Annotated in this window: 21 protein-coding genes; 12 read left to right on the top strand and 9 right to left on the bottom strand. The window is 35.2% G+C overall.

Going from position 1 to position 19,261, the window contains the following annotated elements; all coding sequences use genetic code 11:
• Window positions 1–3: 3 nt before the first annotated feature.
• Window positions 4–348, bottom strand: coding sequence for a cupin domain-containing protein (locus tag QOL71_RS06850; protein WP_283416198.1), 345 nt, complete (start codon window positions 346–348; stop codon window positions 4–6).
• 375 nt (window positions 349–723) lie between these two features.
• Between QOL71_RS06850 and rpmH the strand changes: the two genes are divergently transcribed.
• Together rpmH and QOL71_RS06840 are read left to right on the top strand one after the other, a co-directional pair.
• A complete protein-coding gene (rpmH, locus tag QOL71_RS06845; RefSeq protein WP_007843334.1) occupies window positions 724–882 on the top strand; it encodes a 50S ribosomal protein L34 in 159 nt (52 codons plus the stop codon).
• Window positions 883–1,018: 136 nt separating this feature from the next.
• On the top strand, window positions 1,019–1,729 hold the full coding sequence (locus QOL71_RS06840; protein ID WP_120213870.1) for a cell division ATP-binding protein FtsE: 711 nt from the start codon (window positions 1,019–1,021) through the stop codon (window positions 1,727–1,729).
• Between the two features lie 40 nt (window positions 1,730–1,769).
• On the opposite strand, the gene QOL71_RS06835 is transcribed toward QOL71_RS06840, so the two are convergent.
• The 3 genes from QOL71_RS06835 to QOL71_RS06825 are packed head-to-tail and all read right to left on the bottom strand — an operon-like array spanning window position 1,770 to window position 4,515.
• Complete coding sequence (locus tag QOL71_RS06835) at window positions 1,770–2,474, bottom strand: tRNA1(Val) (adenine(37)-N6)-methyltransferase (RefSeq protein ID WP_283416197.1); 705 nt, start codon at window positions 2,472–2,474, stop codon at window positions 1,770–1,772.
• Window positions 2,475–3,929: a sensor histidine kinase gene (locus QOL71_RS06830; protein ID WP_283416196.1), complete on the bottom strand. Its 1,455-nt coding sequence runs from the start codon at window positions 3,927–3,929 to the stop codon at window positions 2,475–2,477. It abuts the gene before it with no gap.
• Window positions 3,916–4,515: a riboflavin synthase gene (locus tag QOL71_RS06825; RefSeq protein ID WP_283416471.1), complete on the bottom strand. Its 600-nt coding sequence runs from the start codon at window positions 4,513–4,515 to the stop codon at window positions 3,916–3,918. The genes QOL71_RS06830 and QOL71_RS06825 overlap by 14 nt, the downstream gene beginning before the upstream one ends.
• Before the next feature lie 206 nt (window positions 4,516–4,721).
• Here QOL71_RS06825 and pdxA point away from each other — a divergent pair, with 206 nt between their 5' ends.
• The 7 genes from pdxA (at window position 4,722) to QOL71_RS06790 (ending at window position 10,931) form a co-directional block, all read left to right on the top strand.
• Window positions 4,722–5,810 carry a 4-hydroxythreonine-4-phosphate dehydrogenase PdxA gene (gene pdxA, locus QOL71_RS06820; protein WP_283416195.1) on the top strand — a complete coding sequence of 363 codons (1,089 nt, stop codon included), beginning with the start codon at window positions 4,722–4,724 and terminating at the stop codon, window positions 5,808–5,810.
• A 95-nt stretch (window positions 5,811–5,905) separates the two neighbouring features.
• Window positions 5,906–6,436 (top strand): YceD family protein, encoded by a 531-nt coding sequence (locus QOL71_RS06815; protein ID WP_283416194.1) that lies wholly within the window; start codon window positions 5,906–5,908, stop codon window positions 6,434–6,436.
• A gap of 40 nt (window positions 6,437–6,476) precedes the next feature.
• Window positions 6,477–6,680: a 50S ribosomal protein L32 gene (rpmF, locus tag QOL71_RS06810; protein WP_076781964.1), complete on the top strand. Its 204-nt coding sequence runs from the start codon at window positions 6,477–6,479 to the stop codon at window positions 6,678–6,680.
• Window positions 6,681–6,786: 106 nt separating this feature from the next.
• The gene (gene accB, locus QOL71_RS06805; RefSeq protein WP_283416193.1) at window positions 6,787–7,260 is read left to right on the top strand and encodes an acetyl-CoA carboxylase biotin carboxyl carrier protein; all 474 of its coding nucleotides are present in this window, start codon (window positions 6,787–6,789) and stop codon (window positions 7,258–7,260) included.
• Between the two features lie 95 nt (window positions 7,261–7,355).
• Window positions 7,356–8,711, top strand: a complete 1,356-nt coding sequence (accC, locus tag QOL71_RS06800; RefSeq protein WP_283416192.1) for an acetyl-CoA carboxylase biotin carboxylase subunit — start codon at window positions 7,356–7,358, stop codon at window positions 8,709–8,711.
• Window positions 8,712–8,925: 214 nt separating this feature from the next.
• On the top strand, window positions 8,926–10,176 hold the full coding sequence (gene rocD, locus QOL71_RS06795; protein ID WP_283416191.1) for an ornithine--oxo-acid transaminase: 1,251 nt from the start codon (window positions 8,926–8,928) through the stop codon (window positions 10,174–10,176).
• A 2-nt stretch (window positions 10,177–10,178) separates the two neighbouring features.
• The gene (locus QOL71_RS06790; RefSeq protein WP_283416190.1) at window positions 10,179–10,931 is read left to right on the top strand and encodes a glycosyltransferase family 2 protein; all 753 of its coding nucleotides are present in this window, start codon (window positions 10,179–10,181) and stop codon (window positions 10,929–10,931) included.
• A gap of 18 nt (window positions 10,932–10,949) precedes the next feature.
• Here QOL71_RS06790 and QOL71_RS06785 read toward each other — a convergent pair whose 3' ends face one another.
• On the bottom strand, window positions 10,950–11,819 hold the full coding sequence (locus QOL71_RS06785; RefSeq protein WP_283416189.1) for a calponin homology domain-containing protein: 870 nt from the start codon (window positions 11,817–11,819) through the stop codon (window positions 10,950–10,952).
• Between the two features lie 199 nt (window positions 11,820–12,018).
• Between QOL71_RS06785 and QOL71_RS06780 the strand changes: the two genes are divergently transcribed.
• Window positions 12,019–12,984 carry a glycosyltransferase family 2 protein gene (locus tag QOL71_RS06780; RefSeq protein ID WP_283416188.1) on the top strand — a complete coding sequence of 322 codons (966 nt, stop codon included), beginning with the start codon at window positions 12,019–12,021 and terminating at the stop codon, window positions 12,982–12,984.
• 62 nt (window positions 12,985–13,046) lie between these two features.
• On the opposite strand, the gene QOL71_RS06775 is transcribed toward QOL71_RS06780, so the two are convergent.
• The 3 genes from QOL71_RS06775 to QOL71_RS06765 are packed head-to-tail and all read right to left on the bottom strand — an operon-like array spanning window position 13,047 to window position 15,408.
• Window positions 13,047–13,877: a glycosyltransferase family 2 protein gene (locus QOL71_RS06775; RefSeq protein WP_283416187.1), complete on the bottom strand. Its 831-nt coding sequence runs from the start codon at window positions 13,875–13,877 to the stop codon at window positions 13,047–13,049.
• Entirely contained in the window at window positions 13,874–15,007 is a 1,134-nt protein-coding gene (locus QOL71_RS06770; RefSeq protein ID WP_283416186.1) for a glycosyltransferase family 4 protein, read from the bottom strand. The genes QOL71_RS06775 and QOL71_RS06770 overlap by 4 nt, the downstream gene beginning before the upstream one ends.
• 56 nt (window positions 15,008–15,063) lie before the next feature.
• Window positions 15,064–15,408, bottom strand: a complete 345-nt coding sequence (locus tag QOL71_RS06765) for a phosphomannose isomerase type II C-terminal cupin domain (protein WP_283416185.1) — start codon at window positions 15,406–15,408, stop codon at window positions 15,064–15,066.
• A gap of 139 nt (window positions 15,409–15,547) precedes the next feature.
• Between QOL71_RS06765 and gltX the strand changes: the two genes are divergently transcribed.
• Entirely contained in the window at window positions 15,548–17,056 is a 1,509-nt protein-coding gene (gene gltX / locus QOL71_RS06760) for a glutamate--tRNA ligase (protein ID WP_283416184.1), read from the top strand.
• Between the two features lie 66 nt (window positions 17,057–17,122).
• On the top strand, window positions 17,123–18,079 hold the full coding sequence (locus tag QOL71_RS06755; RefSeq protein WP_283416183.1) for an acetyl-CoA carboxylase carboxyltransferase subunit alpha: 957 nt from the start codon (window positions 17,123–17,125) through the stop codon (window positions 18,077–18,079).
• 265 nt (window positions 18,080–18,344) lie between these two features.
• Here the strand turns inward: QOL71_RS06755 and rpsB are convergent, their stop codons facing one another.
• Entirely contained in the window at window positions 18,345–19,106 is a 762-nt protein-coding gene (rpsB, locus tag QOL71_RS06750; RefSeq protein ID WP_283416182.1) for a 30S ribosomal protein S2, read from the bottom strand.
• Window positions 19,107–19,261 lie beyond the last annotated feature (155 nt).

Below are 19,261 nucleotides of genomic sequence, written 5' to 3'. Positions count from 1 at the left end.
CCTTTATTTTTCTACTGCAAATCTATCATTATTTGTTGAAGGATTCGATATGACGAGAAATTCCAAATTAACATCTGATTGATTTTCTATCAGGTGATTTTTATTTGGCGAGATATGAAATCCCGAATTTTCAGCAACCTCGAAAACCTCTCCATCAACAGTAAACACTGCTTTTCCTTTTAAAATAAAGAAAAACTGTTGGGCGTTTTTATGGAAATGCAATTGCTCTTTTGAATTTGGAGGCATCGTTTCCTGCTTAATGGAAAGATTATTTGAGTTAAGCAAAATCCAACTGTCGCAGTTTCCACCCCAGATATAATGTTCTGTATTTTGTTTTGATTTTATCATCGCTTGTTTTTGATTAAGACAAATTTAAAGATTAGAAATTATAAACCGTAATTTTGTCATTCTGAAAGAATCTCAACCGTCTAGATTCCTCCGGAATGACAATATTGGATTTTTGCAAACTGTTGTTTTTATCTTGAATCCGCAGCCCAACTTGAGCGGAAATCCTTTTTATGCAGTGGAGTGAAAAGATTGACTTCGTCGAACCACTTCGTTAGGTTTGGGAGCGGAAGGCGGAAATAGCTGCCATAATTATTGAAATAAACGAGAAGTGAAAAATTAACATAAAAAAGTTTTTAAATATTTGCCACTCAAAATAAAATCCCTATATTTGCAGTCTGAAAATAAAAAGATAATTACGAACTAAATATATTAGTGATGAGTAAAAGAACATTCCAACCATCTGAAAGAAAAAGAAGAAACAAGCACGGTTTCCGTGAAAGAATGTCTACACCAAACGGAAGAAGAGTGTTGGCAGCTAGAAGAGCGAAAGGCAGAAAGAGCTTAACTGTTAGTGCATCTCGCGCTAAGAGATAATTTTCTTTAATTATCATATACAAAAAATGCTTGAAAAATTTTCAAGCATTTTTTGTTGTTAAAATTTCCCAAAAGTAAAAGCGGAAAAATAAGTTTTTGCTATTTTTGACTTTCACAAACTTTCAATTTTCTAATTATGCCGCACAGAAATGATCCGGGTATCGATATTATAGATTTGAGCAATGCTAAGATTGTACAGAAAAACTTTACCGTCCTGAATGATGTTGATCTTCATATCAAAAAAGGAAAATTCTGTTATCTGATCGGGAAAACAGGTTCCGGGAAAAGCTCTCTTCTGAAAGTCCTTTACGGGCAACTTCCCTTGCAAGGCGGAAGCGGACAAGTCGCAGGTTTTGATTTGAAGAAACTGAAACAATCTGACGTTCCAAACCTAAGAAGAAAATTAGGAATTGTTTTCCAGGATTTTCAGCTTTTGCCGGATAGAAATATTGAAAAAAATCTTCTTTTTGTCCTCCAGGCAACCGGCTGGAAAGACAAACATAAAATGGAAGCAAGAATTGATGAAGTCCTGTCCAGCGTTGGGATGAAAACAAAAAAACACAAGATGCCACATCAGCTTTCCGGTGGTGAGCAGCAACGTGCCGCAATCGCAAGAGCTTTGTTAAATCATCCAGAATTGATTCTTGCAGATGAGCCAACAGGAAATCTTGACCCGGAAACGTCAAACGATATTATGACGCTTCTTAAAAATCTAGCGGAAGAAAACCATTGTGCAGTTGTAATGGCGACACACGATTATCATATGATTCAGAATTATCCCGGCGAAGCCATCCGGTGCGAAAACGGACAGGTTTCTGTTCTGGACACAGCGGAATTATTCGAATAAAAAAAATTATTAGTTATAGATAAAAAAGCTCTCTGAAAATTCAGAGAGCTTTTTTGTTGAATATATGGAAATCTTTTGTCAGCTCAAGATATTCATCGGAATAAACTCTTGGTGACTTTTCAATAACAAAATTCTCTTTTTTAGTTCCCGATTGTTGGAATGAATATTCTAAAACTACTCTTTTCGGTTCAGCCGTTTTGATTCCTTTAATAATGACCTTTCTTTTGAGAAACAGATTATTATTAAGACAAATCTGAGTGAATTGTTTTTCGGAATCAATAGGAATAACAACAGAAAACAAACCTTCATCAGAAAGTAATTGTGAAGCCTTCTGGATCAAATCAGAGAAATCCAACTCCAATCTTTGTCTTGCCAGGATATCTTTGTCAGAGCTGTTAATTTCAAAATAAGGCGGATTCGAAATAATTAAATCAAATTTTTCCCCGGTTTCAAATTGTTTAAAATCCTGAAGTTGACTTTTGATTCTATCTGAAAAAGGAGAATTCAAAAAATTAGTTTGAGAGATATTAACAGCTTCGGAATTAATATCAATGGCTAAGATATTGGCATCAGGATTTCTCTGAGCCAGCATCAGGGAAATAATTCCGGTTCCGGTTCCGACTTCCAGAATTTGTTTTGCTCCCATAACATCAGATAAAACACCTAACAAAACGGCGTCTGTCCCAACCCGGAAAACATTAGAACTCTGCAGGATGTCGAATTGCTTAAATCGAAATGGTTTCATCTAAAGATTGGAAGGCATTGAGATAGTGAAAATCGCTCCTTTATCAATAGTTGAAACCACTGTAATCGTTCCGTTATAGTCTTCAACCATTCGTTTCACCATTGTTAGTCCGATTCCCATTCCGCTGTTTTTTGAAGTGAAATTCGGGTCGAAAATTTTGTCGAGTTGATCCGCCGAGATTCCTATGCCATTATCTTCCACTGTGATTCGGATTCGTTTTTCAATTTTCTCCAGATCAACATTAATGACCGATTTTCTACCCTCCGCTTTTGCCTGACTGGCATTGGTTACAAGGTTGGTAATGATTCTTGTCAGATAATCCCTGTCGATCTTCATCATTATGTTGTCATGGTTGGCATGGACAAAAATATTTTCATCACTGAAAATCGTCAGAACATTTTTGATTTCTTTATTAAGATTGATTTCCTCATCATTTCTTTTAGGCAGTTGTGCAAACTCCGAAAAAGCACTTGCTACTCTACTGATAACATCAATTTGCCCGATGATTACTTCACTTAGATTTTTAACTTTCATTTCGTTATTCGGATCATTGGGATCAAATTTTCTTTCAAAATTCTGCATCATCAGTTTCATAGGCGTCAGAGGATTTTTAACTTCGTGTGCCACTTGTTTTGCCATCTCTTCCCACGCGGATTGTTTTTCGATGTAGCTAAGACGTTCCCTTTGGTCAGCAATTTCAGAGATCATTTTATTATAAGCTTTTACCAATGCGTTTAGCTCATCGTTCTTATAGTATTTAATCGGCTGGAGATTTTTATCAAACAGATTAATCCTGCTAATCATAGATGTGAAACGTGTAATTGCCTCTGTTAGGTTATTTGAAATAATCCAGCTAAACCAGATACTGAACAGAATAATCAAAAGATTAACACCGATGATGTATGCAAAATAATGTTTGAAAACCTCCATATAAGCACTCTCATTGTGGTAATAGGGGAAATAAACATAGGCAATATCTTCCAGCATGTTATTCTTCAGCACCATATAAGAAGAGACAATTGTCGCTTTCAATCTATCATCATAGGATTTATCATCATATTGTTTTCCGTTTTTTCTGATCGCCTTGATGACATCAGCAGGCATTTTTTTCTGGATGACAAGATTCGGTTCCTTGTTGGATAAAAGGTAATTCCCTTTCAGATCATAGATGATAATATCGTGTTTGTTGATATCGGCAATCTCATAGATTTCGTTTTCAAGAATTTTAGGAATGTCATTAGTTTCTACCTGAGAATGACTAAGTGCATAATCCAGAGAAGACATCAGCGCTTCGGATTTATTCTGCATATCCGTTTTGCTTTGCATCTTGGCATTGTCACGCAAAATCACAAACGACAAAGCAGCCGAAGTGATAACACTTAGGAAGCAAATCGCTAAAAATCCAATAAAAACCCTATTTCTTAACCGGTAACCTTTATAATCACTTAATGGCATTTTGCTTTTTCAAAAGTTTCGCAACATATTTCCCAATGATGTCGAATTCCAGATTCACCACATCACCTATTTTCAAATGCTTCATATTTGTAAACTCCCACGTGTAGGGAATTATTGCAACAGAAAACCTATTTGTATCGCTCTCGGCAACCGTCAGACTCGTTCCGTTTACAGTAACAGAACCTTGCGGAACCGTTGTATATTCTGTAGTTTCTTCGTAAGAAATTGTAATAAAGTAACTTCCATTCTGGTCTTCGATACTTTCTACAACTCCGGTTTTGTCAACGTGACCCTGAACGATATGACCATCCAATCTTCCTTCGAATTTCAAACAGCGTTCCAAATTCACTTCCGTTCCCACATTCCAAAAATTAAGATTGGTTTTTTCCAGTGTTTCGTTGATCGCCGTTACCTTGTAAGAATCGCTGTTGATTTCCACAACAGTCAGGCAACAGCCGTTATGAGCCAGGCTTTGGTCGATTTTCAACTCCTGTGTGAAAGGACAACTCAGTACAAAATCGATATTACTTTCGTTCTTGTCAATTTTCTCTACTTTTCCCGTTGCTTCAATTATTCCTGTAAACATTCTTTTCTTTTTTATTGATTTTTTTAGGAGCTTAATCCCGCTTTCCGTTGCAATCTTTTCCTTTTCAAAGAAAAGAAAAAGGATTTCCACTACAATCGGGGCTATGGCATTTGTCATCAATATAATATTTAGTTATAGAACTAGTATGCAACCAACCTAAAAAAACCTAAATTTGTAAAATTCTTTTAAATGTCAAAGATAAACAAATGAGCTCCAAACATCATAAAATCAGAGTAGGAATTTCAATCGGCGATTTCAACGGAATCGGACCCGAGATTATTCTGAAATCTCTGAAAGACAAAACCATTACCGATTTTTTCACGCCGGTTATTTTTGGATCAGGTAAATTATTTACTTATCAGAAAAACGTTTTCAAATTGCAGACGAATTTTAATTATATCAATTCTGCAAAAGAAGCTCAGGGTGGGAAAATCAATATGGTAAACCTTACAAAAGAGAATAGTAATATAGAATTTGGTGTTCCTACAGAAGAATCCACAAGAATGGCGATCGATTCTTTGGAAGCTGCAACAGAAGCTCTGCTTAAAAATGAAATCGATGTTTTGGTAACCGCTCCTATCAATAAGGACGAGATGATGAAGTACGGCTTTGCTCACGCCGGACACACAGGCTATTTTGAAGAGAAAGCGCAGAAAAAAGCGGTAATGTTTATGGTAACAGACGATCTGAAAGTTGCTGTTTCCACGCATCACATTCCAGTTGCTGATATTGCAAAAAACATTTCGAAAGAAAAAATCAAGAAGCAGATCAGACAATTGATAACAACTTTGAAGGAAGACTTCTGCGTACAAAAACCGAAAATTGCAGTTTTAGGACTTAATCCACACGCTGGCGACGGCGGCGTCATCGGCAAAGAAGAAATTGAAATCATAGAACCTGCCATTAAAGAACTTTTTGAAACTGGCGCTCTGGCTTTTGGTCCGTATCCTGCTGACAGCTTTTTCCAGCCGGAAAAATACAAGGCTTTTGATGCAGTTTTGGCAATGTACCACGACCAGGGATTAGCGCCTTTCAAAACCATTGCTTACGAAGAAGGCGTCAATTACACTGCCGGCTTACCTTTTATCAGAACTTCGCCGGATCACGGTGTTGCTTATGACATCGCAGGAAAAAACCTGGCTGATGAAACTTCTTTTTCGGAAGCTATTTTTACAGCCATCAGGATTTTTAAGAACAGAACCGAATATCGGGAACTGATGGAAAACCAGCTTCGTCCAAAAGCCATGCATATTAATAACGGCGTGGATGAAGACCTTCCAACCGAAGCTGAGTAAACAAAAATATTGGAAGTAATTTTTTGCATTTCAAGTATTTCCAAAAAACATTTTGTTATTTAAAAAAATTAAATTATTTTTGCACACCATTTTTTATGGACAGATTTAGAAACTACGATATTGCTTTTTCTGGTCTTAAAACCGGAAAGCACGATTTCAAATTCGAAATCAATCAGGAGTTCTTTGATTTATTTGAGACTGAACAAGAGTTTTTTAACCCAAAAATCGACGTCAATGTTCACTTGGACAAACACACCACATTTTTGGAATTCTATATCAACGTTTCAGGAACAGTTCAATTGATCTGCGACATCAGCAACGATGAATTTTCTGAAAACATTGAGAATGATCTGAAGGTTCTTGTAAAATTTGGTGAAGAATATGATGATAGTAATGAAGATATTATCACGATTCCTCAAAAAGATAGTGAGTTCAACATAGCCAATCTTGTATATGAAGCCGTTGTTTTATCGATCCCGATGAAAAAACTGGCGCCATCCGTAAGAGACAATGATGAATATCAAAAACTCCTTGACCAATACAGTCCAAAAGAAATTGAAGAAGAGGAAGAACAAAGCACCGATCCAAGATGGGAAGCTTTGAAAAAGTTAAGAGACAATAATTAAGTATAACTATAATTCGTTTGAATTTTTAAAATAATCAACAATGGCACATCCTAAGAGAAGACAGTCGTCTACAAGAAGAGATAAAAGAAGAACTCACTACAAAGCTGTAGCGCCTCAATTAGCAAAAGACGCTACTACTGGTGAATTGCATCTTTATCACAGAGCTCACTGGCATGAAGGAAAACTTTACTACAAAGGAAAAGTTGTATTAGAGAAAACTGTAGAAACAACAGAAGAAAACTAAGATTTATCTTCCGATAATCTTATACACAACATAAAAAACCACTCGGATTTTATCAATTTGGGTGGTTTTTTATTATATTTGGCGTTCAAAACAATTTAAAAATTTTATGGATATAAAAGACATTCAGAATCTTGTAAGATTTGTTGCAAAGGCAGGTGTTTCCGAAGTAAAGTATAAAAACAAAGACTTCGAAATCTATATCAAAACTCCACTTGGAGGAGAACCTGTAAGTTATGTAACTCCTCAAGTTGCTTACCAGGCTCCTGTTTCCGCACCAGTTGCAAATCCAGGATCTGCTCCTGCAGCTTCTGAAGCAACAAGCTCTGCTGATGACAGCAAATATATTACAATCAAGTCTCCAATGATTGGTACTTTCTACAGAAAGCCATCTCCGGATAAAGACGTTTTTGTAAATGTTGGTGATGCTGTAACAGAAGGAAAAGTAGTTTGCGTGATCGAAGCAATGAAGCTTTTCAACCAAATTGAATCAGAAGTTAGCGGAAAAATCGTGAAAATATTGGTTGATGACGCTTCACCTGTAGAGTATGATCAGCCATTATTCTTAGTTGATCCATCTTAAGGAATTTTAAGGTAAAAGATTATAAATTTTAGATGAAATTCTTTCGTTTAAAATTAATTTAAAATTCAAAATTTATAATTTAAAATTTCGAACAGATGTTCAAAAAAATATTAATCGCAAACCGTGGTGAGATCGCAATGCGGATCTTGCGTACGGCAAAAGAAATGGGGATCAAAACGGTTGCTGTTTATTCGACAGCAGATAAAGACAGTCTTCACGTGCGTTTTGCAGACGAAGCTGTTTGTATTGGTCCACCAATGAGTAAGGACTCTTATCTCAAAATCCCTAATATCATTGCTGCTGCAGAGATCACCAATGCAGACGCCATCCATCCGGGTTACGGATTCTTGTCGGAGAATGCGAATTTCTCCAGAATCTGTGCTAAAAACGGCATCAAATTCATTGGAGCTACGCCTGAGCAAATCGAGAAAATGGGAGACAAAGCTACAGCTAAAGCAACAATGAAAGCTGCTGGAATCCCATGTGTTCCAGGTTCTGACGGATTAATTGATTCTTACGAAGATGCTAAGAAAACGGCTAAAGAAATCGGTTATCCTGTCATGATCAAAGCGACTGCTGGTGGTGGTGGAAAAGGTATGAGAGCCGTTTGGAAAGAGGAAGACCTAAAAGACCATTGGGATTCTGCCATTCAGGAAGCAGTTGCTGCTTTTGGAAACGGCGGAATGTATATGGAAAAATTGATTGAAGAGCCTAGACACATTGAGATTCAGATTGCCGGAGACCAATATGGAAAAGCTTGCCATCTTTCTGAAAGAGACTGTTCTGTACAGAGAAGAAACCAGAAACTAATCGAAGAAACACCTTCTCCTTTTATGACAGATGAGCTCCGTGAAAAGATGGGAGCTGCCGCTGTAAAAGCCGCTGAGTTTATTGGTTATGAAGGTGTTGGAACCATCGAATTCCTGGTAGACAAACACAGAAATTTTTATTTCATGGAAATGAATACCAGAATCCAGGTTGAGCACCCGATTACCGAACAAGTTGTTGACTACGATTTGATCCGTGAGCAGATTTTGCTAGCATCAGGAACACCAATCAGCGGAAAAAATTACTATCCGAAGATGCATGCTATAGAATGCAGAATCAATGCAGAAGATCCTTATGCCGATTTTCGTCCATCTCCGGGAAGAATCACCGGACTGAATATTCCTGGCGGGCACGGTGTAAGAGTTGACACACACGTTTATTCGGGATATGCGATTCCACCAAACTACGATTCTATGATTGCCAAGCTTATTGTAACAGCTCAAACCAGAGAAGAAGCAATTGCAAAAATGAAACGTGCTTTGGAAGAGTTTTATATCGAAGGTGTAAAAACTACCATCCCGTTCCACAGACAATTATTGGAAAATGAAGATTTCTTAGCAGGAAATTATACTACGAAGTTTATGGAAGACTTTGTAATGGACAGAAGTTTTGATAATCATTAATCGTTTTCATTTTAATAAAATAAAAACTACTCTAGAAATGGAGTAGTTTTTTTATTTATGTAATTATAAGTTTTCATTAATTCATATCTGCAAAAATTGATAAAAGTGCAATTGGTTCATATTAAAAATCAACTATTGAAATCAAGAATAAAATACACAATTAGATATGATCTTTTGAAGAATAATATTCTTAGATTTGTAAAAAATAAAATTTATGTCAACAGCAGAAATCACAAAGAATTCTCAATATTTTATCGATCTCGAAAATCAATTTGGCGCTCACAATTACCATCCGCTTCCTGTGGTACTGGACAAAGGTGAGGGCGTCTATGTTTGGGATGTCGAAGGTAAAAAGTATTACGATTTTTTGTCTGCTTATTCCGCTGTTAATCAAGGACATTCTCATCCAAAAATTGTGGATGCTTTGGTAGAACAAGCCAAAAAATTAGCTTTGACATCAAGAGCTTTCTATAATTCTAAATTAGGAGAATACGAGAAAAAGATCACTACTTTATTTGGATTTGACAAAGTGCTTCCTATGAATTCCGGAGCCGAAGCTGTAGAAACAGCGGTTAAACTAGCCAGAAAATGGAGCTACGAAATAAAAGGCATTTCTGAAAATGCTGCTAAAATTATTGTTTGTGAAAATAATTTCCATGGAAGAACAACGACAATTGTTTCTTTCTCTAATGATCCTGATGCTAACCAAAATTATGGTCCTTTCACACCCGGATTTATAAAAATCCCTTATAACGACCTCAATTCTTTAGAAGAAGCTTTAAAAAATGATTCTGAAAATATTGCGGCATTTTTAGCAGAACCAATACAAGGTGAAGCCGGGGTTTATGTTCCTGATGAAGGATTCTTAAAAGGCGCATCGGAATTATGTAAAAAATATAATGTTCTTTTCATTGCGGACGAAGTTCAGACCGGGATTGCAAGAACAGGAAAATTAATCGCCTGTCATCATGAAAATGTTCAGCCAGACATTTTGATTCTTGGAAAAGCACTTTCCGGAGGAATGTATCCTGTTTCCGCAGTCCTTGCAAATGATGATATTATGAATGTTATCAAACCCGGGCAACATGGTTCTACTTTCGGAGGGAATCCGATTGCCTGTGCCGTTGCTGTTGCAGCTCTTGATGTAGTTGAAGAAGAACATTTATCCGAAAGAGCTGAGGAATTGGGTCAACTTTTCCGTTCTGAGATTGAAAAATTAATTCAGAAAACAGATCTGATCACAAAAGTTCGTGGAAAAGGATTATTGAATGCTATTCTAATCAATGATACGCCTGACAGCAAAACAGCCTGGAATCTTTGTTTAAAGTTAAAAGAAAATGGACTTCTTGCAAAACCTACGCACGGCAACATCATCAGATTGGCACCACCTTTGGTCATTACTGAAGAACAGTTGCTGGATTGTATTAAAATAATCGAGAAGACTATCTTTGAGTTTAAAAAATAACTATGCCGGAAAATAGGGAGAAAGTTAGTGGTTTAATTATAACATATAACGAAGAGAGAAATATTCGGGAAGTATTGGAATGTTTTGATTTTTGTGATGAAATAGTTGTTGTAGATTCTTTCAGTACCGATAAAACAATAGAGATTGCAAAATCTTTTCCTCAAGTTAATATTTTTCAGAATCAGTTTGAAGATTTTACAAAACAAAGAAATTTTGCATTGACTCATGCTAAAAATGACTGGGTATTGTTTTTGGATGGTGATGAGAGAATCACGCCGAAATTAAGAATGGAAATTTTGAAAACTGTAGAAAATCCGAATGCAAAAGATGCTTACTATTTTTACAGAACATTCTTTCTAGGCAGGAAAAAAATCAATTTTTCGGGAACTCAGAATGACAAAAATTTTCGCTTGTTCAGAAAGTCGAAAGCACATTATTCCGAAAATAAAAAAGTGCATGAGACTTTGGAAGTTAATGGAACTGTTGGCGTTTTAAGACACAAACTTCTTCATTATTCTTTTGAAAATTATAATCAGTTCAAAAATAAAATGCTGTCTTACGGCAGATTAAAAGGTAAGGAACTTCAACTGAAGGGTGAAAAATATAACTTCATTATACAATGGAGCAAAGTTATTTTCAAATTCTTTAAAACTTATTTTATAAAACTTGGAATATTGGATGGCATCAATGGTTTGAAAATCAGCTACCTTCAAAGTGTGTACGTCTACGAAACTTATAGAACTTTGAAACAGTAATTCAACTTTTCAAGAGGTTTATTTGTTAATATAGAGTGGTTTTTTGTTCTTATAAAATTGATCAACTAAGTTTTTGAGCTTTCTTTGGGTACTTGATTCCTTAACCTTTACTGGAATTTTACTGAAATCAATTTGTCTGATCTTTTCAACAATTTCATCCAAAGAATAATTTTTCATAAAAATTTCTTTCAAAAAATGGCTGATAATCTGGTTCCATTCTGATTTATTTCCCCAATAATGACCAACAACGTTATCCGCAGGTTTCAGTTTTGAAAATTCATTGAGTCCCAAAGAAAATGCAAACTGTTCTATCAATCTTCTTGTCACACCGTCCGCACACATCGCATCATTAATCCCTAAAGTTAAATCGAGACAACCAAAATGTTTTGGAGAAATCCCGATTAGACCAGCATTCCACATTGTAGAGTTGTTATCTATTTTGACGTTAAAATAGGATTTTCCTTTCATTTGTTTCCACATCAGTCTTTCGGTTTTTGATGAAAGAGCCGATAGCTTTCCTTCTGCTACGTGCATAAAATTTTGTCCATTTTTCATTCCATCACGTAGAGAATACATATTCTGATAAAAAAAAGTATCACCATCCAAATATAGAATAGAGTCTGACGGATATTTTTCGGCAACTAATTGTAGCGCTTTGATTTTCACTCTCCAAAAAAATTGATATTTACCTTCCCACTCTTTTATTAGTGCACGGCTAATTGGTAATATTTCTATCTTATCATGAAAAGAAGCAAATAATGATGGATCTTCTGCAACCACGATAATCCTGTCTTCAGTATTTTTATGCGCAAAGGCAGTATACGCTGAAAAATAGACTTGCTGGTAATTTTCCAGGTTGCTGCCAAATACTAAATATACAATATTCATATATTGATAAAATTTTTACTGCTTAATAAATCTTCTTATAAGGTCAAATTTAGTAAAAACCTCCAGATCTCAACTTTTTTAGCTTGATATATTTTTATTATATTGCGTCATAAAATATCCAGCAATTATGGTTATCTGCATAATATTTGTTTTTATGTATTAAACAAATTTTAAAAAGATTAATTCGCTGCCTAATAAAATGAACAATCATCTACTGATAAGTCTAATCATTCCTTGTTACAATGCAGAGAGGTCTTTGGAAAAATGCCTGACTAGTGTTATTAATCAATCTTATAGTAATTTAGAAATTATTATTATTGATGATGGTTCTACAGACGGAACTTCAAAAATCTATGAATATTTCCAAATTAAAGATAAAAGAATAAAAATTTTTAAGCAAGCTAATTCCGGCGTATCAAAAGCGAGAAATAAAGGAGTAAAATCGGCTACTGGCGAATATATTTGTTTTGTGGATTCTGATGACTGGGTAGAACCGGATTATTGTTCAGAGTTGTATCATTTACTTGTTAATGAAAATGCAGATATTTCTATTATAGAAGCATCATATGAGGATGAAGATGGAAACATTGTATTCAACAAACCGATTTCGCAGGAGAAAATATTTGATGGAAACAGAGCTTTGATACTTTTATTAGAAGATGAGGAAATCCAAAGCCATCCCTGGGGAAAATTATACAAAGCCGTTTTTTTCAAGAACGTAAACTTTCCTGAAAATCTTAAAAGCTTTGAAGACTATTCCACGCTTTTCAAAATATTTCATAAAACAACGAAAGTCGCTAAATCCAATAAAAAACTTTACCATTACATTCAACGGGAAGACAGTCTTTCCCATAATCTTTCGCCCGAGACTGCTTATTTTTTTTATTTGGCGATTATGGAGGTATTCAGATTTTGGCAGAGTTCAGAAACAATCGGAAATCAAAGTAAGATCAGCAAAAATATAATTAGAAAACTGTTGATGGTACTGAAAAGAATTATCAGAAATACTTCGGTAAATCAAATGAAATTAGAAAAAGAGGAAATTCGCAAGTCATTCTATTCATTCCTGAAATATCCAATAAGAGATATCGGTATAGAGTATTATCTCTATTTGAGATTATATTATTATTACCCCAATTTATACGCAAAATTAATTTCTAAATAATGATATCTAACAATCGTTACTTTTGTGTTTAACCCATTTTAGCTGATAGAACTAAAGAAGAATTATTTTCTGAAATCATTTTGATATTTTGGCAAAAACAAAAGAAATAGACTGATCATCCATTTGAAAATTCGCCAAGCTACTGGATATTTTTTTATATGTAAAACCTGTTTCATTCTTTTTGCTCGCATTTCCTGAGTTAATTTTGCATCTTCTTTGAATGCAGAAAAATATTTGTTCAGTGTTTTCTCTCGTTCCTGATTGTAAACAGGTAGATTTTCCGATTTAGCAGAAATACCTGAAAAATCATAATAACAAATTATTTCGTTTAAGTATTTGTGAGAGACATTGTAAATAGAAATTAGAATAATAAAAAACTCCCAATCTGCACAAATTTTATAATTCTCATTATAAAAAAAATAGTCACTGAATAAAGATCTCTTGATGAAAGCCGCCTGATGATTAAGACCACCATCATAGAAGAAGCCAAACGTTAAATTGTTCGGAGACTTTATCACCTTTCTGTAACCTTTATCTTCATTAAAGAAAACGGAATCTCCATATAGAATGCCAATACCAGAATCAAATTGATTCTTTACTTTTTCCAGAACAAATTCATCATAAAAAAAATCGCCACTATTCATAAAAATAACGTAATCACCAGTCGCTTTACGAATTCCTTTATTCATAGCATTATAAACACCAGAATCTTTCTCAGACACCCAATAATTGATTTGATGATTTTGCTCTATCAACTCTTTGCATCCGTCTGTGCTTCCTCCGTCAATTACGATGAACTCAAAGTCCTTCCAGGTCTGAACACGGACAGAATCAAAAGTTTTGACAAGACCTTCTTTATTATTATAATTGATTGTAATGATTGTTAATTTCATTCTCTTATATCTTCAGCTGCTAATATGTAAACTTCCAAACACTGTTTTGCGGCTACTTCCCAATCAAATTTTTTCACCTGTAGTAATCCTTTTTCTGAAAATTGTTTTCTGAGATTTTCATCTTTTAATAGCATTTTCATTTTTTGCCTCAAATCTGCCTCTGATGTACAATCAAAATACATACCTGCCTCGCATGCAACTTCCGGGAAAGATGAGCTATCGGATAAAATTATAGGACATCCACATGCCATGGATTCTAATACCGGTATTCCAAAGCCTTCATATAGTGAAGGAAAAACAAAAAATATTGCATTTTTGTAAAAGAGGCCTAGCTCATTTTCCTCAAAATTCTTTTGTAAGATTTGTTTATCTAGCTCTTTTTTTTTGATGAAGTCTATTTCTTCGTCAGTAAACTCTCCGCCACCGGCTGCCAATAGAATCAAATTCGGATTATCCTTTAATATTGGATCTATCGCATTGACTAAGAATGTGAAATTTTTATAATTTGCACGAGATCCTACATATAAGATATAACTTGAAGGTAAATCAACATTTACATTGCGATCAATTTTTATTGAGCTCCCATGATATATAACTACTATCTTATCCGGATCAATGTGAGGATAAAATTTGAGAATATCTTTTTTTGTATTATTAGATACTGCAATAATTCTACTAGCTTTTTCTATTAATATTGATTTGAATTCGATAACATTATAGGGGTCATTCTCAAAATATTGCGGCATCAATTCATGAATCATGTCATAAACCGTCAACACAAAAGGTTTTTCTCTAATTAAATCAAGAAAATATGGATCGTAATAAGTAGGGATAAATACATCATAATTATTTTCGTGACATATTTTTTCAAGCAATTGATTTGCATTTTTTTTTCTCAACGATTTGGTACTGATCCCAAGAAAAGCAAGAGTATTGTATAATGATGTTAAAAATATATTTTTCGTAAGTAGGTCCGAATCTTTTAAATATATGTTATCCGTACTATAAATAGGTATATTGACATCTACAGCTGGTTTCTTAGCAAGCACAGAAAAAATCTCTGTGTAGTAACGGGAAATACCACCATATTTTTGCTGATTAAAAATCTGTGGATCAACCAATATCTTCATTTTTCAATTATATTAAAACCTTTGTTTCTGGATTAAAACAACTAATTAAAAAATTATTAACTTCTATCATATTCATCCTCCAACCTTACGATATCTTCTTCTCCAAAGTAAGTTCCGGTCTGGACTTCTATAAAAACAACAGGCTTATCCGTAAGATTCATAATTCTGTGTTTCGCACCCAATGGGATAAAAACGCTTTCCCCATAACCCAAAGAGATTTCTTTGTCATCTAAAACAATTGTTGCGTTGCCTTCAACGATTGTCCATTGCTCCTGTCTTTTATGGTGATACTGATAAGATAATTTTTGGCCGGGATTGACTTCTATTCGTTTCAATTTATAGTTAGGTTCATCCGCCAAAACATAATATTTACCCCAAGGTCTTTCGCCAATTTCTAACATAGCTATTATTTTAATCTTCAAAAATACTATTTCAGATAAGATTAACCAAATTCAAAAAAGTAAAAACCATTAAAATTTCTTAATTTTGCGCCACAATTTTCAGTAAACAATGATTCCTGAAAAAAATAAACGTCTATTTATGAAAAAAGTAAGAGTGCGATTTGCACCAAGTCCTACAGGAGCTTTACATTTAGGAGGAGTCAGAACGGCTTTGTATGATTATCTGTTCGCAAAAAATCAAGGAGGAGAATTCGTTCTTAGAATCGAAGATACCGATACAGCAAGATATGTAGAAGGCGCGGAAGATTATATTATGAACTCCTTGGAATGGTGTGGAATCGTTCCCGATGAAAGTCCAAAAGTAGGCGGTCCATATGCACCTTATCGCCAGTCTGAGAGAAGAGATATCTATGACAAATACAGAGAGCAAATCCTGAAAACTGATTATGCTTATTTGGCATTTGATACGCCAGAGGAATTAGATGCTATCAGAAAAGAATTCGAAGCGAAAGGTGATGTTTTTTCATATAATTACCAAACAAGACAGCAGTTGAGAAACAGTATTTCTCTTTCTTCTGAAGAAGTTAAGAAATTGTTGGACGCCAATGTTCCTTATGTTGTACGTTTCAAAATGCCGATTGACAGAGTTCTTAATCTTCAGGATATTATCCGAGGAAATTTCTCAGTTAATACTAATACTTTAGATGATAAAGTTCTAATTAAAAACGATGGAATGCCAACCTATCATTTTGCAAATGTTGTAGATGATTTTGAGATGAAAATCTCTCACGTCATTCGTGGTGAGGAGTGGCTGCCGTCAATGCCTTTGCACGTTTTATTGTACGAAGCAATGGGTTGGGATGCTCCGGAATTTGCTCATCTTTCTTTGATATTAAAACCGGAAGGCAAAGGAAAACTAAGTAAAAGAGACGGTGCAAAATTCGGTTTTCCGGTTTTTCCCATGGATTTCAAAGATCCGGAAAGTGATGAGGTATGGAAAGGTTATAAAGAGTCAGGGTATTTTCCAGAGGCTTTCATTAATATGACAGCACTTTTAGGTTGGACACCTTCGAATGATAAAGAAATTGTTTCTTTGGACGAAATGATTGCCGAATTTGATCTTCATAAAGTTCATAAAGCCGGCGCAAGATTTGATCCGCAGAAAGCTAAGTGGTTCAATCAGGAATATCTTAAACTGAAATCTGATGAAGAGGTTTTAGTTTTATTAAAAGAAGTTGACGAAGTAAAATCATTGAACATTTCTGATGAAAAATTATTGAAAATTGTTTCATTGATGAAAGAAAGAGCAACTTTTGTAGTGGATATCTATAACGATGGAAAATTCTTCTTCGCAGCACCACATTCCTATGACGAAAAGGCCTTGAAAAAAGCCTGGAATGATACAACCTCAGCAGTTTTAAAAGATCTTTCTACAAAACTAGAAATAACAGAATTTTACCCAGAAGTTTTGAAACAAACCATTCATCATTTTGCGGAGGAACATTCTTTGGGAATGGGAAAAGTCATGATGCCGCTTCGTTTGGCTCTTGTTGGAGAGCTGAAAGGTCCTGACGTTCCGGATATTATGAACATCATTGGCAAAGAGGAAACGCTGGCAAGAATCGAAAAAGCAATTAATTCAAATTAATTATATAATTCAAAACCATTTGTAAAAAAAAGATTATTTTTGAATTTGGTTTAATCCAAACAGAATATGGAATATTTAGAATTTGAGCAACCTGTAAAAGAACTGATCGAGCAGTACGAAAAATGTGTACAACTAGGTACTGAAAGTGGCATTGATGTAGATGAATCCTGCAAAAAGATCAAGGATAAAATAGAAGATACCAAGAAAAAAATATACGGAAACCTTACACCTTGGCAAAGAGTCCAGCTTTCCAGACATCCGGACAGACCGTACACATTGGATTATATCCATGGTCTGGCAGATGAAGGAAGCTTTGTAGAATTGCACGGAGACAGAAACTTCGGTGATGATCCTGCCATGGTGGGCGGCATTGCCAGCATCAGCGGAAATACAGTGATGCTGATCGGAACTCAGAAAGGTAGAACAACCAAAGAACGTCAGCACAGACGTTTTGGTATGTCTAATCCGGAAGGTTATAGAAAAGCTCTTAGATTGATGAAATTAGCGGAAAAATTCAATATCCCTGTAGTAACTTTTGTGGATACACCTGGAGCTTATCCTGGTCTCGAAGCGGAAGAGCGTGGACAGGGTGAAGCAATCGCAAGAAACATCTATGAGATGTGCCAACTGAAAACGCCAATCATTACTGTAATTATTGGTGAAGGCGCAAGTGGTGGTGCATTAGGAATCGGTGTCGGAAACAAGGTTTATATGCTTGAAAACACATGGTATTCGGTAATATCTCCGGAGAATTGTTCCGCAATCCTATGGAGAAGCTGGGAATACAAAGAAACAGCCGCAAACACAATGAAGCTTACCGGTGAAGATATGCTGAAACAAAAGCTTATTGACGATATTATTCCTGAACCATTGGGCGGTGCACACTATAATCCTACAGCGACTTATGAAAACGTGAAGAAGGTTTTGCTGAAAGATATCAAAACATTGTCCAAAATGCCGGTTGAGAAACTGGTTGCAGAACGACAGGATAAGTTTATTGCGATGGGAGAATTCAAAGGGTAAGATTAATTATTCTTCTGATAATTATAAAATTAACCCTTTCAGAGTTAAAAACTCTGAAAGGGTTTTTTCGTTGTTTTGTTTGTACAAACGTTATTATATCTTGAACATCGCAGTCCGACTTGAGCGGAGCTCTTTTTGCGAGGAGGCACGACGAGCAAAAAAGCGGGAGTGGAAGGCGGATATAGACGCCCAATCAAAAGCAATCTATAAAAAAAAGCGATTCAATAACACTTGAACCGCTTTTATATTTAAGAAAATACTCTGATTATTCTGCATCGAAGTCAGCGTCTGCATCAGCAGAAACTTTTTCTCCTTCTTCTTTAGACTTTTCTTTTTCTGCTTTTCTTTGAGATTGACCTTCTTTTACAGCGTCTGCTACAACAGAAAGGATCATATCGATAGATTTTGAAGCATCATCATTTCCTGGGATTACGAAATCCACTTTTCTTGGATCTGAGTTAGTATCTACAATACCGAAAACTGGGATGCCCAATTTCTTAGCTTCAGTAACCGCGATGTGTTCTCTCATAATATCAACTACGAAAATAGCTGAAGGCAATCTCACCATATCTGCAATAGATCCTAAGTTTTTCTCAAGATTAGCTCTTTGACGATCTACTTGTAATCTTTCTTTTTTAGATAAAGTTTCGAATGTTCCGTCTTTCTTCATTTTATCGATAGCGTTCATTTTTTTAACCGCTTTTCTGATAGTTACGAAGTTCGTCAGCATTCCTCCTGGCCATCTTTCAGTGATGTAAGGCATGTTAAGTTCTGCAGCATGTTTTGCAACAACTTCTTTCGCTTGCTTCTTAGTCGCTACGAAAAGAACTTTTTTACCTGAAGAAGTAATTTTTTCCAAAGCGCTACAAGCTTCGTCCAATTTTACTGCTGTTTTATGTAAATCTACGATGTGAATACCGTTTTTCTCCATGAAAATGTATGGAGCCATATTTGGATTCCACTTTCTGGTCATGTGACCGAAGTGTACACCAGCCTCTAAAAGGTCTTTTACATTTGCTTTTGCCATGTTTTCTTGTTTTTTGTTAGTTTACTTTCCGCTTTTCGGCAATCAATTTTACTTTAGATGGGAGTAAAATTTGGATGCTAAACGTAACGGGCAATTTTTTGTTAGATTAACAGATTTTAAGTAATAGATAACGAACCAAAATAGTTCTGAAATCT

Origin of the sequence: Epilithonimonas pallida (genome assembly GCF_900182975.1) — a bacterium.
GTDB classification, from domain to species: Bacteria; Bacteroidota; Bacteroidia; order Flavobacteriales; family Weeksellaceae; genus Epilithonimonas; species Epilithonimonas pallida.
Note: the sequence above shows the minus strand (reverse complement) of the source record. Positions and strands in the feature narration are given on the sequence as shown.

Excerpts from the sequence above, each read along its gene's own strand:
- QOL71_RS06850 (WP_283416198.1), bottom strand. The coding sequence starts at position 348 with ATGATAAAATCAAAACAAAATACAGAACATTATATCTGGGGTGGAAAC.
- rpmH (WP_007843334.1), top strand. The coding sequence starts at position 724 with ATGAGTAAAAGAACATTCCAACCATCTGAAAGAAAAAGAAGAAACAAG.
- QOL71_RS06840 (WP_120213870.1), top strand. The coding sequence starts at position 1,019 with ATGCCGCACAGAAATGATCCGGGTATCGATATTATAGATTTGAGCAAT.
- QOL71_RS06835 (WP_283416197.1), bottom strand. The coding sequence starts at position 2,474 with ATGAAACCATTTCGATTTAAGCAATTCGACATCCTGCAGAGTTCTAAT.
- QOL71_RS06830 (WP_283416196.1), bottom strand. The coding sequence starts at position 3,929 with ATGCCATTAAGTGATTATAAAGGTTACCGGTTAAGAAATAGGGTTTTT.
- QOL71_RS06825 (WP_283416471.1), bottom strand. The coding sequence starts at position 4,515 with ATGTTTACAGGAATAATTGAAGCAACGGGAAAAGTAGAGAAAATTGAC.
- pdxA (WP_283416195.1), top strand. The coding sequence starts at position 4,722 with ATGAGCTCCAAACATCATAAAATCAGAGTAGGAATTTCAATCGGCGAT.
- QOL71_RS06815 (WP_283416194.1), top strand. The coding sequence starts at position 5,906 with ATGGACAGATTTAGAAACTACGATATTGCTTTTTCTGGTCTTAAAACC.
- rpmF (WP_076781964.1), top strand. The coding sequence starts at position 6,477 with ATGGCACATCCTAAGAGAAGACAGTCGTCTACAAGAAGAGATAAAAGA.
- accB (WP_283416193.1), top strand. The coding sequence starts at position 6,787 with ATGGATATAAAAGACATTCAGAATCTTGTAAGATTTGTTGCAAAGGCA.
- accC (WP_283416192.1), top strand. The coding sequence starts at position 7,356 with ATGTTCAAAAAAATATTAATCGCAAACCGTGGTGAGATCGCAATGCGG.
- rocD (WP_283416191.1), top strand. The coding sequence starts at position 8,926 with ATGTCAACAGCAGAAATCACAAAGAATTCTCAATATTTTATCGATCTC.
- QOL71_RS06790 (WP_283416190.1), top strand. The coding sequence starts at position 10,179 with ATGCCGGAAAATAGGGAGAAAGTTAGTGGTTTAATTATAACATATAAC.
- QOL71_RS06785 (WP_283416189.1), bottom strand. The coding sequence starts at position 11,819 with ATGAATATTGTATATTTAGTATTTGGCAGCAACCTGGAAAATTACCAG.
- QOL71_RS06780 (WP_283416188.1), top strand. The coding sequence starts at position 12,019 with ATGAACAATCATCTACTGATAAGTCTAATCATTCCTTGTTACAATGCA.
- QOL71_RS06775 (WP_283416187.1), bottom strand. The coding sequence starts at position 13,877 with ATGAAATTAACAATCATTACAATCAATTATAATAATAAAGAAGGTCTT.
- QOL71_RS06770 (WP_283416186.1), bottom strand. The coding sequence starts at position 15,007 with ATGAAGATATTGGTTGATCCACAGATTTTTAATCAGCAAAAATATGGT.
- QOL71_RS06765 (WP_283416185.1), bottom strand. The coding sequence starts at position 15,408 with ATGTTAGAAATTGGCGAAAGACCTTGGGGTAAATATTATGTTTTGGCG.
- gltX (WP_283416184.1), top strand. The coding sequence starts at position 15,548 with ATGAAAAAAGTAAGAGTGCGATTTGCACCAAGTCCTACAGGAGCTTTA.
- QOL71_RS06755 (WP_283416183.1), top strand. The coding sequence starts at position 17,123 with ATGGAATATTTAGAATTTGAGCAACCTGTAAAAGAACTGATCGAGCAG.
- rpsB (WP_283416182.1), bottom strand. The coding sequence starts at position 19,106 with ATGGCAAAAGCAAATGTAAAAGACCTTTTAGAGGCTGGTGTACACTTC.